This is a genomic window from Proteus hauseri ATCC 700826, from assembly GCF_001654965.1.
Taxonomy (GTDB): Bacteria; Pseudomonadota; Gammaproteobacteria; order Enterobacterales; family Enterobacteriaceae; genus Proteus; species Proteus hauseri.
Genome location: NZ_LXEV01000012.1, coordinates 1 through 12,919 on the forward strand (window position 1 = coordinate 1; position 12,919 = coordinate 12,919).

12 protein-coding genes are annotated in these 12,919 nt (G+C 38.6%); 8 read left to right on the forward strand and 4 right to left on the reverse strand.

From position 1 onward, the window contains the following. Window positions 1-140: 140 nt before the first annotated feature. Complete coding sequence (locus tag M997_RS03670) at window positions 141-812, reverse strand: GntR family transcriptional regulator (RefSeq protein WP_064718754.1); 672 nt, start codon at window positions 810-812, stop codon at window positions 141-143. Between the two features lie 458 nt (window positions 813-1,270). Between M997_RS03670 and M997_RS03675 the strand changes: the two genes are divergently transcribed. The 7 genes from M997_RS03675 to M997_RS03705 all read left to right on the forward strand — a co-directional run bounded on the left by M997_RS03675 (window position 1,271) and on the right by M997_RS03705 (window position 8,813). After that, a complete protein-coding gene (locus M997_RS03675; RefSeq protein WP_064718755.1) occupies window positions 1,271-2,521 on the forward strand; it encodes an NRAMP family divalent metal transporter in 1,251 nt (416 codons plus the stop codon). 13 nt (window positions 2,522-2,534) lie between these two features. Then, window positions 2,535-3,320 (forward strand): LamB/YcsF family protein, encoded by a 786-nt coding sequence (locus M997_RS03680; RefSeq protein ID WP_064718756.1) that lies wholly within the window; start codon window positions 2,535-2,537, stop codon window positions 3,318-3,320. Window positions 3,321-3,323: 3 nt separating this feature from the next. Next, entirely contained in the window at window positions 3,324-4,130 is an 807-nt protein-coding gene (locus M997_RS03685; protein WP_064718757.1) for a putative hydro-lyase, read from the forward strand. A 14-nt stretch (window positions 4,131-4,144) separates the two neighbouring features. Beyond that, window positions 4,145-5,722, forward strand: a complete 1,578-nt coding sequence (locus M997_RS03690) for a 5-oxoprolinase subunit B/C family protein (RefSeq protein ID WP_064718758.1) — start codon at window positions 4,145-4,147, stop codon at window positions 5,720-5,722. A gap of 16 nt (window positions 5,723-5,738) precedes the next feature. After that, window positions 5,739-7,484 (forward strand): acetyl/propionyl/methylcrotonyl-CoA carboxylase subunit alpha, encoded by a 1,746-nt coding sequence (locus M997_RS03695; protein WP_064718759.1) that lies wholly within the window; start codon window positions 5,739-5,741, stop codon window positions 7,482-7,484. Window positions 7,485-7,683: 199 nt separating this feature from the next. Next, the gene (locus M997_RS03700; protein ID WP_064718761.1) at window positions 7,684-8,478 is read left to right on the forward strand and encodes a sulfite exporter TauE/SafE family protein; all 795 of its coding nucleotides are present in this window, start codon (window positions 7,684-7,686) and stop codon (window positions 8,476-8,478) included. A gap of 104 nt (window positions 8,479-8,582) precedes the next feature. After that, on the forward strand, window positions 8,583-8,813 hold the full coding sequence (locus M997_RS03705) for a hypothetical protein (RefSeq protein ID WP_064718763.1): 231 nt from the start codon (window positions 8,583-8,585) through the stop codon (window positions 8,811-8,813). Between the two features lie 38 nt (window positions 8,814-8,851). Here M997_RS03705 and M997_RS03710 read toward each other — a convergent pair whose 3' ends face one another. Further along, entirely contained in the window at window positions 8,852-9,292 is a 441-nt protein-coding gene (locus tag M997_RS03710) for a PACE efflux transporter (RefSeq protein WP_064718765.1), read from the reverse strand. A 110-nt stretch (window positions 9,293-9,402) separates the two neighbouring features. Between M997_RS03710 and M997_RS03715 the strand changes: the two genes are divergently transcribed. Continuing rightward, window positions 9,403-10,305, forward strand: a complete 903-nt coding sequence (locus tag M997_RS03715; protein ID WP_064718767.1) for a LysR family transcriptional regulator — start codon at window positions 9,403-9,405, stop codon at window positions 10,303-10,305. Here M997_RS03715 and narL read toward each other — a convergent pair. Beyond that, window positions 10,302-10,955 (reverse strand): two-component system response regulator NarL, encoded by a 654-nt coding sequence (gene narL / locus M997_RS03720; protein WP_109406178.1) that lies wholly within the window; start codon window positions 10,953-10,955, stop codon window positions 10,302-10,304. The two genes, M997_RS03715 and narL, sit on opposite strands and share 4 nt — an antisense overlap. Before the next feature lies 1 nt (window position 10,956). Next, window positions 10,957-12,801: a nitrate/nitrite two-component system sensor histidine kinase NarX gene (gene narX / locus M997_RS03725; protein WP_428838605.1), complete on the reverse strand. Its 1,845-nt coding sequence runs from the start codon at window positions 12,799-12,801 to the stop codon at window positions 10,957-10,959. Window positions 12,802-12,919: the final 118 nt, after the last annotated feature.

Consider the following 12,919-nt stretch of genomic DNA (forward strand, 5'->3'; position numbering starts at 1 on the left):
TTTTTTATAAAATTTGTGATTAGTTTATATTAAGTTATCTACTTTTAAACATGAATAAAAAATAATCTGAATATTCATTGTTAAAACTATAGTTAAAATAAGGGTTAAAACAATAAAATTAGCCCTAATTTAGGGCATTTTTAGCAGAGATTTTGGCGAGAAAATGCCGCGAGAACAGTTCGTTCTGAAATATCTAAATACTCTTCCATTGCAAGAGCTGCTTCTTGTGCTTTTCCATCCATCAATAACTTTAAAATATACCTATTTTTTTCAATATATGGGGCATGAAGAAGTTGGGGATCGTTTAACAAACCAAAAGCTAGACGTAATTCAGCTGAAATTAACTGATATTGCTTAAATAATCGAGGGCTATCAGAAAGCTCAACAATTGCGGTATGAAAATGCATATTACATGTTCCAACACCATTCCAATCTTGTTGATTTTGAAAAATTTTAGCTTCGTTAACTTTATCTATCATCTTATTTATTGCAGGATGCATAGGATAAGAATGGCGCAAAGCATCGCATTCAATTAATCGTCTTACCCGGTAAATATCCATAATAGTTGCCATATCTGGTACAGAAACAAACACGCCACGATTAGGTTTATAAGTAAGAAGACCTTCTTCTGTGAGTATGCGAAAAACCTCTCTTAATGTGTTACGCGAAATTTCTAAAGTTTCACTTAAGGCGGTTTCAGAAAGCTTTTCACCAGGAGGTAATTCTCCAATAGTGATTTTTTGCCGAATAATCTCAGCAACTTTTTGGGAAAGAATTTGTGGTGCGATTTTTTTTGCGTCATCTTTTGCTATAGATCCTCGATAGGAGTGCCCATTCTACCAGCGAGTTCTAAAATATATAACCTCTATTGTGCCAGTATGTCGCATTTCTCACTGATAGAGTTCCCTATTTATTTCTATTTTTATCAACGATCATTAGTCTCTTTCTTCGAAAATTTTAATAATTAAGCTAAATCAGCTATCAATAAAATGCACCATTTTTGATCATGCTAAATTTTGATGCTTTATTTGAGTGCATTTTTATCACTTATTAAGCACGATTAAATGTCAAAAAAATGTTAAAAAAGTGATCTTGTTTGCACTTTTACAATCTCATATTTAAATCTATTTGCTTATTTATTCATCTATTATTATTAATTGTTCAACAATCTAATATCATATGATTAACAATATAGATGTTGTGCTCAACAATGGCACGTTAATTGCCTAAGTGATAATAATTAAAATAATGATGATAAAGGGGGTAGCCGATGGCTACACAAGATACTGCAAATACAGCTCCAACTTCGTTTATAAAAAATAGGCGCTCTTCATTAATTGCTGCCATTTTTTTAATGGCGACCTCTGCAATTGGTCCTGGGTTTATTACTCAAACAGCAACATTTACCGCGACAATGGGCGCAGCTTTTGCTTTTGGGATCCTCGCTTCTATTGTTATTGATTACATTGTGCAACAAAGCATATGGCGAGTTATTACCGTCACTAATATGCGCGCATCTGATATTGCAAATAAAGCAATTCCGGGAAGTGGTTATTTATTAGCCGTATTAGTTATCTTTGGTGGATTGGTTTTTAACGTTGGTAATATTGCGGGAGCAGGATTGGGATTAAATGCCATGGTTGGGCTTGATCCTAAATGGGGCGGGATTTTAAGTGCCTTGCTTGCGATTTATATTTTCTCATCACGTAAAGCCAGTAATTTTATTGACCGGATGATTATTATTCTTGGCGTAGTTATGATTTTACTGACTGTATTTGTCATGATTGCCTCAAATCCACCTATAGGCGAAGCACTAAGACAAACTGTTTTGCCTGATGAAATTAACTTCGCCACTATCACAACTATTGTTGGGGGAACTGTTGGGGGTTATATCTGTTATGCCGGAGCTCATCGACTGCTTGATAAAGGCACTACTGGTATTGAGAACATTGAGGTGGTTTCGAGTGCAGCAACTAAAGGTATTTTAGTCGTTGGTTTGATGCGCTACATTTTATTCCTTGCGATCCTTGGTGTTGTTTCTAGCGGTGTAACGCTTGATATCTCTAGCCATGCAGCTAATCCAGCATCTCAAGCATTTCAACATGCCTCAGGACTTACTGGATTACGTGTCTTTGGTTTGATCTTATGGGCCGCAGCGCTAACAAGTGTTATTGGTGCTGCTTATACCTCGATGTCATTTATCACTGTATTTAAAAAAGGTGTTACTGAACGTCAACGTAATATCGCAACCATTATTTTCATCGCTGTATCATTAGTTATTTATATGGTTATGGGCACGGCACCTGCGGCGTTACTGGTTTTTGCTGGCGGTTTTAATGGCTTAATTTTACCTATTGGTATGACGTTATTTATTTTCGTTGCATGGCGTCGTAAAGATTTAATGAATGGCTATAAATACCCTGCATGGCTGTTATGGTCAGGCATCATTGTTTGCTCATTAACATGGTATATGGGTGTTATGTCAGTAGGCGCTATCTTCAATTACCTCAATATTGCTTAGGGGAATAACAACGATGATAAAGGCGATAGATTTAAATAGTGATTTAGGCGAAAGCTTTGGTCAATGGACAATGGGTAATGATGCCGCAGTATTAGAAATTGTCAGCAGCGCTAATATTGCTTGTGGGTTTCATGCGGGTTCTCCTGACGGTATTTTAAAAACATTAAAAGCAGCCAAGCGACACAATACAGCCATTGGTGCTCACGTTGCTTATCCCGATTTAGTGGGATTTGGTCGTCGTAATATGGATATTGCCAGTGATGAATTAATCGCTGATGTGATTTATCAAATAGGTGCCTTACAAGGTTTAGCTAAAGCCGCAGATATGACAGTCACTTATGTCAAACCTCATGGCGCACTTTACAACACCATTGCCCATGATAAACGCCAAGCATTAGCTGTCATTGAAGGAATACTCGCTGTTGATCCTCAGTTAGTGCTAGTTGCATTGGCAGGATCACCATTAATCGCTTTAGCGAAAGAAAAAGGGCTTAGTGTTATAGCAGAAGCTTTTGCGGACAGGGCTTATCATTCAGATGGCACATTGGTTTCACGAAAAAAAGAAGGGTCTGTCTTACATGACTCAAAACTTGTTGCACAACGTATGTTGCGACTGGTGCAAGAAGGTGGGGTTGAATCAATTGAAGGCATATTTACACCAATACAAGCAGATTCGATTTGTGTTCATGGCGATAGCCCAGATGCGGTTAATTTAGCGAAAAGCGTCAAAGAACTTTTAGTTCATCATGGTGTAGAAATTAAGCCATTTGCGCCTTCTTTAATGGTAACAAAGGTGTAAATGATGACGATATTAATGAAAGCAACAGCTGATGCAGTGAGGCAAGCGCAAGAAGCCAGATTAGCCATTCGCAATGGCTTAGCCATACCTACAGCGGGAATGGCGAAAGGAATGACACAAGCTAATATGATAAGCCTGCCTCGCGATTGGGCATTTGATTTTCTACTTTATGCGCAGCGTAACCCCAAAAGTTGCCCTATTTTAGATGTTTGTGACGCAGGAAGTTATCACACTATTTTAGCTGAAGGTGCTGATTTACGGACTGATATTCCGCTTTATCGGGTTTGGGAAAATGGCAAATTAGTTGATGAAATAACAGATGCGACAGATATTTGGGCGCAGCATCCTGATTTAGTCACTTTTCTGATTGGCTGTAGTTTTACGTTTGAAACACCCATGCTAGACGCGGGTATTGAAATTCGTCATATCACTGATAATTGCAATGTGCCGATGTATAAAACAAATCGTTTATGTCGCCCCGCAGGGCGCTTAAAAGGGGAATTAGTTGTTTCGATGCGTCCTATCCCGGCAGATCGTGTCGCTGATGCTGTGATGATAAGTGGTCGTTTTCCCTCTGTTCATGGTGCACCTGTGCATATTGGTGAGCCTCTCGCATTGGGAATTAGCGATATTATGTCACCTGATTTTGGTTCGCCAGTCAGAATAGAAAAAGGTGAAATACCTGTATTTTGGGCTTGTGGGGTAACACCACAAGCGGCTGTTATGCGCTCAGGTGTTCCTTTTGCATTAAGCCACGCACCAGGACATATGTTTATTACGGATGTGCCTGATGCTGCTTACCATGTTTAAAAAGGAGATATCTTATGCGTTTTTTGCCGGTTAATTTATCTCACTTACTTGTTGAGCTTTCATCTTTAAAAGAGACTCTGGCGTTATATGAATCAATAAAACAGGCTGATATTCCTGCGATACAAGACATGGTACCCGCAGCTAAGACACTGTTAATTCACTATATACCGTGGCTAATCAGTGCCGAAGAACTTGTGTTAATGGTGCGAAAGTTAGAAATAAAAGCCGTGTTATCTCGACAAACTCGATCATTAACGATCCCTGTTGATTATCAAGGGGAGGATCTTAATGAAGTTGCCGAATTATTAGGGATCAGCATTAGTGATGTGATCCGTAAACATACAGAACAAACTTACCAAGTTGCATTTACCGGATTTGCTCCGGGATTTGCTTACCTTATTTCTGAAGAAACGCCGTTGTATGTTCCTCGTAAAAAAACACCTCGCACACGTATCCCAGCTGGCTCAGTGGGGCTTGCTGGCGAATTTAGTGGTGTTTATCCACAACAAAGCCCCGGTGGTTGGCAGTTAATCGGTACTACCGAAATAAAAATGTGGGATCTTTCTCGTGAACAACCCGCATTCTTATTACCTGGTAATGAAGTTCATTTTGTGGATGCAAAAAAAGTACCAACAACTATTTCATTGCCAGAAAAAACGCAGGACACTCATTTATCACCCTTATTTAGTACTCAAGGGCTTTATGTTATTTCAGCGGGATTACAAACACTATTTCAAGATGAAGGACGTATTGGGGCTGCATCAATGGGGGTTTCAGCTTCAGGTGCATTAGACAAACCCGCATTACATGCTGCGAATCGTTTAGTAGGAAATCCCCCAACTTTAGCTGTGCTTGAAATTACGCAAGGTGGGTTAACACTCAAAGCACGACAAGATTGTGTAATGGCATTAACAGGCGCAGATTGTGTTATCAGCTTAAAGCATGAAGCAGGTGATATTGAGCGCTTTAGTGGATATCAACCGCTAGATATTCGCTGTGGTGATGAGCTTACTATTGGTGTACCTATTGCTGGCGTACGCAGCTATTTGGCGGTTAGAGGGGGTTTTTCTCTACCAAAAATACTAGGTAGTCACGCGTTTGATACATTAGCGCAAATTGGCCCAAATGCATTACGAGAAGGGGATGTATTACATCTAAATAGTGAAACTGAGCTAAGTGGCATAATTGTTGAAGAACAGCCATTAACTGAATTACCTAAATCAGGTGATACCGTTACGCTTGACGTTATTTTAGGGCCTCGCGCTGATTGGTTTACTGCTGATGCAATAAAAACGTTAACCTCGCAATTGTGGCAAGTGACTCCGCAATCTAATCGTATAGGATTACGTTTATTAGGGAACACACCTTTAGAGCGAGAGCAAAAACAAGAACTTTCAAGTGAAGGGACTTGTATTGGTGCAATTCAGGTACCAATCAATGGTCAACCCGTTTTATTCCTTAATGATCACCCGTTAACGGGTGGTTACCCTGTTATTGGCGCTGTTGCTGAATACCACTTACCACTAGCAGGGCAAATTCCTGTTAATGCAAACATTCGTTTTAACCCCATCACCCCATTTCAGGAATATTGATAGGAGCATATCACTCATGACAATAACTAACCAAAATAGCAGAGTGAAGCATCGGGTACTTATTGCTAACAGAGGTGAAATCGCTGTTCGTATTATTCGTGCTTGCCAAGACTATGGCGCCACTTCGATAGCAGTTTATGCTAATGACGATATTGATGCGTTACATGTTCGCCTTGCCGATGAAGCTTATGGATTAAAGGGTAATTTACCCAAAGAGAGTTATCTCGATATTGAGAAAATTATCGCTATTGCTCAGAAGGCTAAAGCAACCATGATCCACCCCGGTTATGGTTTTCTTTCTGAACGATCTGATTTTGCAAAAGCAGTTCAAGATGCAGGATTTATTTGGGTCGGCCCTAATCCTGAAACAATAGAAGTACTGGGTGATAAAGTACAGGCGCGTAAAATTGCCCAATCCGTTGGTGCGCCATTAGTAAATGGTACAGCTGATCCGGTTAATGATGCCAAAGAAGTCTACGATTTCGCTAAACAATATGGTTTACCCGTTGCGATAAAAGCCGCATTTGGTGGTGGTGGCAGAGGGTTAAAAATCGCTTATAAAATGGATGAAATTGAAGAACTTTATCATTCAGCAGTACGAGAAGCGGTAACGGCATTTGGCCGTGGTGAATGCTATGTCGAACAATTTTTAGATAAACCTCGCCATATTGAAGCACAAATTATTGCGGATAAATTAGGTAATGTCGTCGTTGTTGGGACGCGAGATTGTTCTTTACAGCGTCGTAATCAGAAATTAGTTGAAGAAGCACCAGCACCTTATTTAAGTGATGAACAACGCCAACGCATTCATCAATCAGCAAAAGATATCTGCGCTAAAGCAAACTATGTTGGCGCTGGCACTGTAGAGTTTTTATTAAGTGCGAATGGCACTATTTCATTCCTTGAAGTGAATACGCGGCTACAAGTTGAACATCCAGTTACTGAAGAGACTGCTGGCATCGATTTAGTTATCGAGCAGCTACGTATTGCAGAAGGTTTGCCATTAAGTATTGATAAAACACCAGTACCTCGTGGCCACTCCTTTGAATTTAGAATTAATGCGGAAGATCCGGCTAAAGGATTTTTACCTACACCAGGATTAATTACGCATTTTACTCAGCCTTCAGGCCCCGGCGTGCGAGTTGATAGTGGGGTGGTTGAAAATAATCAAGTATCGCGCCAGTTTGATTCGATGATGGCAAAATTGATTGTAACAGGGGCAACGCGTGAACAGGCTATCTCTCGTGCTCGTCGCGCATTGGCTGAATTTAAAATAGAAGGCGTGGCAAGTGTATTACCTTTTCATCGAGCAATGATGGAACAACATGATTTTACAGATGAATTTAAAGTGCATACTCGTTGGATAGAAACTGATTTTAATAGTACTAACACTCAATTTCCACGTAGTACGGCAGCAAAAAATGAGGAGTTAGTGCGTACCTTTATTGAAATTGATGGTCGTCGTCATCAACTTGCATTACCAGCGCAGCTTTTGTCTTTATCTGCGCTAATACCAACAGCAATCAGCATGAGTAATGAGAAAGAAGAAAATGAAAAAGCAGTAACTGCGCCAATTTCAGGTGTATTACATAGCTGGATTTTGTCTGATGGTGAAAATGTGAATGAAGGTGATGTAATTGCAATAATGGAAGCAATGAAAATGGAAGTACAGGTTATTGCTTCTCGTAATGGTGTTTTACAGCAAAAAGCCAAAACGGGTGAATATTTCTCAGCAGAAGCTATTTTAGCTGAAATTAATTAATCTAACATCAGTAATCCATTGATTAATATTGATATTATCTTTAATTATAAAGCATCTTAGTTTTGATTTTCAGCAAGCTAAGATGCTTTTTTATAATAACGTAATTCATATTCCTATTTGTTATATCTAATTCCTTTTGGTTATAAGTTATATTGCTTATAATCTATCCATATTTAGAGCATGGTGAAAAGGGAATAAGATGCTGTTAGTAACACAACTCCTCATTGGTTCTGTGATTGGTTTAGTTATTACAACAACAGGTGTTGGTGGTGGTGTTATTTTATTGCCTGTACTTATTTATCTTTTTGGTATGAATGCATTAGCGGCTGTTGCAACCGCTAATTTGCTCTCGATGCTAATGAAATTATCATCTTCTTATCTTCATTTTCGTTTAGGTAATATCCCGCTAAAACCGGCGCTACTTATTTTAGGTATTATGTTTCCGGCCACTTTTTTAGCCAGTTATGGCGTAACATGGTTAGGTAACCAACCCCAATATTATGCGCGAGTAGAATCGGGCATAAATATCTTGATGATCGTGGCTATCGTTTTTTCACTCATCCTTTTTTTACAGCGAATGATAAGAAAATCTTCTATTGATCCCTTAACATTATTAACACCACCGAGTGCGATAACTGTTTCATCACTACTTGTTCCAGGAATGAGTGCCGGTTTTGTATTAGGTGCGACTGGCGTTGGAGGTGGATTAGTGGTGTTACCTGTATTAATGCGTTTTGCTCAAATGGGAATTAAAGAGGCAATAGGTACCTCTATTTTTATTACCACGATCCTTTCTGGCGGCTCTGCAATTGCTTATAGTGCAGGTGGATATACCGATGTTCATACAGCACTGATCCTCTGTTTAGGTTCTCTTTTTTCTATTCCTTTAGCGCGTTATCTTTTGGTTTATTTATCTGAACGCTTTTTTCAGTATCTTACGCTCTCATTTATTCTGATCAGCATCATAATGATGAGTTGGAAATTGATAAACTAACTTAATGTAATATCGAGTGAGTCAATTTATCTTAGAGAAGCTTTAGTTAGACTGAACCTCACTATTTTATTTCGATTAACGATTAAGTGTGAGTAACTAAAAGCATGAACATTAAAATTGGTGATGAATTTTTAGTTTATATGGCATTAGGTGAAGAGAGCTATATGAAAGAGTATTACCGTGTTATTGAGCTTGATAAAGATTTAGGGCAAGTAACAGGTAAATTGCTAAAAAGAACAACAGCAGATGATAAAAATATGGGGTTAGGTCGTTGTGAGTTAGAAGGCGGGATTGAGCAATTTGCGTTAGAAGATATTTATGCGGTTGAAAAGTGATCCTATAAAGGATCACTCTATTTATACTATTCAACACGTTAGGCTACTGGCGAATTTTCAGGTAATGCCGATTTGGGTAATCCAAATACTTTGTCAAAAACCCAATTATAAACAAAGGTATAGCAAGGAATAATAATAATCAGTGCAAAATCCATCACTAATGCTTGCCATAATGAAACACTTAACCACCATGCAATTAATGGGATTAAATAAAGTACCAGCGTTAATTGAAATCCGATAGCATGAGCCAGTCGACGTCTAAACGTTCGAATTCTTGAAACTTGGCGGCTTTCCCAGAATTCAAACAGACAGTTATAAATAAAGTTCCAGCTTACAGCAATTGTTGTTATCACTAATGCCAATGGCCCTGTTACTGCGGTTGAGCTATCTGCAAGCAAGGCTAATCCCACCGAAGAAATTATCCAGCCAAAAATTTCATAAGCGGTAACGTAAATAATTTTTCGTTTAATTCCTTGCATCTTGCTCTCTTTTTCTATGGATAAGTGACGTTAAGCATCGTAAGATAAATCAACAAAAATGACAGAAAAAGTCAGCTAGTATCAATTTAACTGAAACATCAGGAGTGAACATGCAGTTCTCTAGTGAACATATTGCGTTATTTTTAGCAGTGATGGACAAAGGTTCTTTCTCTGCGGCTGCACGTTCGTTAAAACGCGTTCCATCGGCAGTCAGTATGGCAATTGCTAATATGGAAGCAGAGCTAGGTTATGCGCTTTTTGAACGATCATCGCGTGAGCCACAACCAACAGAAAAAGCCAAAGCGCTTGAACCTCATGCAAGAATGATTGCCGAGCAATTAAAATTATTACAGGCACATGCTCAGGAATTATCGATGGATCTTGAGAGTGTGTTAAATATCGGTGTTGCTGCTGATATTAACCCAGATTATTTATTACCAGCATTATCAGAATTGACTCAGCGTTACCCACTACTCAATGTCAATGTAATAACGGCAGCGCAAGATGACATTATTGAAATGCTTCATTTGCGCAAAATACAGCTCTGTTTAGTATATGGGGGAATGTACGTTAATGGTGATGAGCAATTTCAATATTTAGGTTCTGAATCACTTGTTGCCACAATATCAGCGAGCCACATAGCTCTTGCTCATCCAGCAGGTGTATTTATTGAAGATTTAGTGAATGTTCGCCAAATTATTATTGCTAGCCATACTCAAGAATTACGAGATGTACGCTCTTTAGTCGCGACCAACTATTGGCAAACTGACAGCTTCCAAATGGCATTAGGTATGGTTGAAGCCGGTATGGGATGGGGTAATTTGCCTTATTCACTGATTTATACTCAGCTGCAAAAAGGTAAATTAAAACAGCTTCAATTTAAGAATACAAAAAATGAGTTACGTTTGCCTATTCATGCAATGTGGTTAAAAGGGGAGTCATTGCAAAAAGGAGCGAAAGAATTAGTTGAGCTAATGAATATTCATCAGCCCACTATGCCTAATATTAATTAATCAACGCGTTGTTGATGAACCCAAACCGCCACTTCAACACGTGATTTTAATTTCATTTTTTTCAGTAAATGTTTTACATGCACTTTAACGGTGCTTTCTGTGATATCAAGCTTACGAGCGATCATTTTATTCGATAGCCCTTGAGCGATTAATTTTAAAATATCGCGCTCGCGTGGAGTGAGCTGCTCGATATCACGCTCACCTTCAGATCTATCTTCGCGTAATGACTCTGCTAAAATAGGTGTAAGCGCTGGGCTTAATACCATTTTTCCTGCCGCGGCTTGTTTGAGTGAAGAGAGTAGTTCCTCTGGTTCCATATCTTTTAGTAAGTAACCGTCGGCTCCGCGTTTTAATGCCGTCACCAGATCGTCACTGTAATTAGAAACACTAAATACTACGATCCGCCCTGATAATGATCTTAATCTCAGTTGATCCAGCGTTTCAAATCCATTCATTCCTGGCATATTAAGATCAAGCAAGATTAAATCAGGATCGAGCTCTTCAGCTAATTTAACGCCCTGAATACCATCGCCTGCTTCACCAACAACAGTGAGAGTATTATCAAGGCTTAATAACTGCTTTACGCCATTGCGTAACATCGGGTGATCATCAATCAATAAAATTGTCGCTTTCTCTGCGATAGATTCCATATTATTCATTACGACTTGCTCCATTTTCGACAGGATCTTTATGAGTAGTTATCAATGGAAATTTAACAAATACTTGGGTACCGCCCTGTTCACGTACCTTGATAGTATAAGAGCCATTTAGGCTATGTGCGCGCTCACGCATAATAATCAGACCATAGTGATTAAGCTTTTCAGGATTAGGTGCAATCCCTTCACCATTATCATTAATTCTTAGTTCAACAGCGCCTTCATGTAGGCTCAGAGACACTTCTGCCCAATTAGCATTGGCGTGCTGTAAAATATTGTTTAAGGCTTCACGAACAATTTGTACTACATGAATACTTTGGTGTGAATTGACACATTTAGCGGGTAACTGATAATCAAAACTAATTGAAAAACCGAGTCGTTGGTTAAATTCATTTAATGTACTTTCTAGTGCGGCTAACAGCCCCGGTTCAGTGAGTTTTAAACGAAATGTCGTTAATAATTCCCGCAATTGACGATAGGCTACATTTAACTCTTCTCGCATCTCTTTTAAGAGCTTTTGACAGTTCTCTGGTAAGGTTTCAGATTGCATCTGCAAATAGCTTACTTGCATTTTTAAACATGAGAGCGATTGCGCAATAGAATCATGTAATTCACGAGCAATAGCAGATCGTTCGTCCATTAATAACAGTTGTTGTTGCTGCTCATTTTGTTGCTCCATCGCTAACATCGCTGAAATTTGTTTGATTAACAATAGCATAAGATTATTCTGTTCATCTGTTAGCGTAATATTTTCAGGTAGCTGCATGACAAATAATCCATAACGATGGATTTGATCAGCTAATTCCCAATGTAATAACTCACTCTTTGGTTGTAGCTTAATAGGCAGGTTTTCTTCACAGCGGTCACACTGTTGATCAGGGCAGTGCTCTGGTCGTGATTGAGGTGCTAAATTTATCTCATTAAAAAGAGTGTGATGATTATCTTCGTAGAGTCGAATTTGCAAATAAGCATCGGGAATAATTATTTGTAATTCATGTAAAATTTGTCGTAAACGGGCACAAAGTGGGGCTTGGGAATGCAATTGTTGACTAGAGTGATATAAATAAGAAAGTACTTGGTTTTTTTGTTGTAAATCATGGGTTTTTTCTACCACTCTTTTTTCTAATTCGCTGTAAAGAGTAGAGAGCTCCTCAGACATCGTATTCAAAGCAATACCTAATGTGGCTATTTCATCATGGTGTGTTCGTTGATGAAAACGTGCAGAGAAATTACCATGGCCAATAGAATTTGCCATTGCCATTAATTGTTGCCAAGGATGCAACAAACGACGGCGAAAATGCCAAACAGAGCCAAAAAGCAGTAATAAGGTAAGGGCAGTAAAAATAAGTTGAGTATAAGCCACCAGCCTAATTTTTTGCTCCGTTAGCTGATCAATACTAAGCACTAATTTATCCAGTTGTGCGACAAAACTAATGACCTCTTGCTGCACATCTTGGGTTTGTTTAGCGGATAATAACGTAGGTTTTAGTGTTTCTTTCCAATAGTGAGTCAGAGTACTGTATTGTGATTTTAACGATGATGTACTAATAACCTGAAGCAGTTCTTCGCTATCTAAATCACGTTCTAATTCATCAATATAATAACGATGAGCTTTATCTAAAGGCAAAGATGCTAACAAGCGATAGCTCTGCATACGTAAAGAGCCAGATTTATTTATCGCATGAGCATTTCCTTGAACACTTAAAACAATATGGTTAGAGATAGCCATGCCCACGACACCTAATAAGGTGAATAGCAGCATTAATATTGCGATTTGATTAATTATTGAAAAACGGTAATTCCATCGTACTCGGTTTACTGTCATCTCTATATTTCCCATATTTATTCTGCTGCTATCTTGCCTTAAAAACTTATTAAAAGTCACATACTACTAAAGTGTTACCCCTTAATAGACGAGGTGGATAATTTCATTGGTAAATTATAATGACTTTGTTTTA

Excerpts from the sequence above, each read along its gene's own strand:
- M997_RS03695 (WP_064718759.1), top strand. The coding sequence starts at position 5,739 with ATGACAATAACTAACCAAAATAGCAGAGTGAAGCATCGGGTACTTATT.
- narL (WP_109406178.1), bottom strand. The coding sequence starts at position 10,955 with ATGGAATCTATCGCAGAGAAAGCGACAATTTTATTGATTGATGATCAC.
- M997_RS03710 (WP_064718765.1), bottom strand. The coding sequence starts at position 9,292 with ATGCAAGGAATTAAACGAAAAATTATTTACGTTACCGCTTATGAAATT.
- M997_RS03680 (WP_064718756.1), top strand. The coding sequence starts at position 2,535 with ATGATAAAGGCGATAGATTTAAATAGTGATTTAGGCGAAAGCTTTGGT.
- M997_RS03685 (WP_064718757.1), top strand. The coding sequence starts at position 3,324 with ATGACGATATTAATGAAAGCAACAGCTGATGCAGTGAGGCAAGCGCAA.
- narX (WP_428838605.1), bottom strand. The coding sequence starts at position 12,801 with ATGGGAAATATAGAGATGACAGTAAACCGAGTACGATGGAATTACCGT.
- M997_RS03715 (WP_064718767.1), top strand. The coding sequence starts at position 9,403 with ATGCAGTTCTCTAGTGAACATATTGCGTTATTTTTAGCAGTGATGGAC.
- M997_RS03700 (WP_064718761.1), top strand. The coding sequence starts at position 7,684 with ATGCTGTTAGTAACACAACTCCTCATTGGTTCTGTGATTGGTTTAGTT.
- M997_RS03675 (WP_064718755.1), top strand. The coding sequence starts at position 1,271 with ATGGCTACACAAGATACTGCAAATACAGCTCCAACTTCGTTTATAAAA.
- M997_RS03705 (WP_064718763.1), top strand. The coding sequence starts at position 8,583 with ATGAACATTAAAATTGGTGATGAATTTTTAGTTTATATGGCATTAGGT.
- M997_RS03690 (WP_064718758.1), top strand. The coding sequence starts at position 4,145 with ATGCGTTTTTTGCCGGTTAATTTATCTCACTTACTTGTTGAGCTTTCA.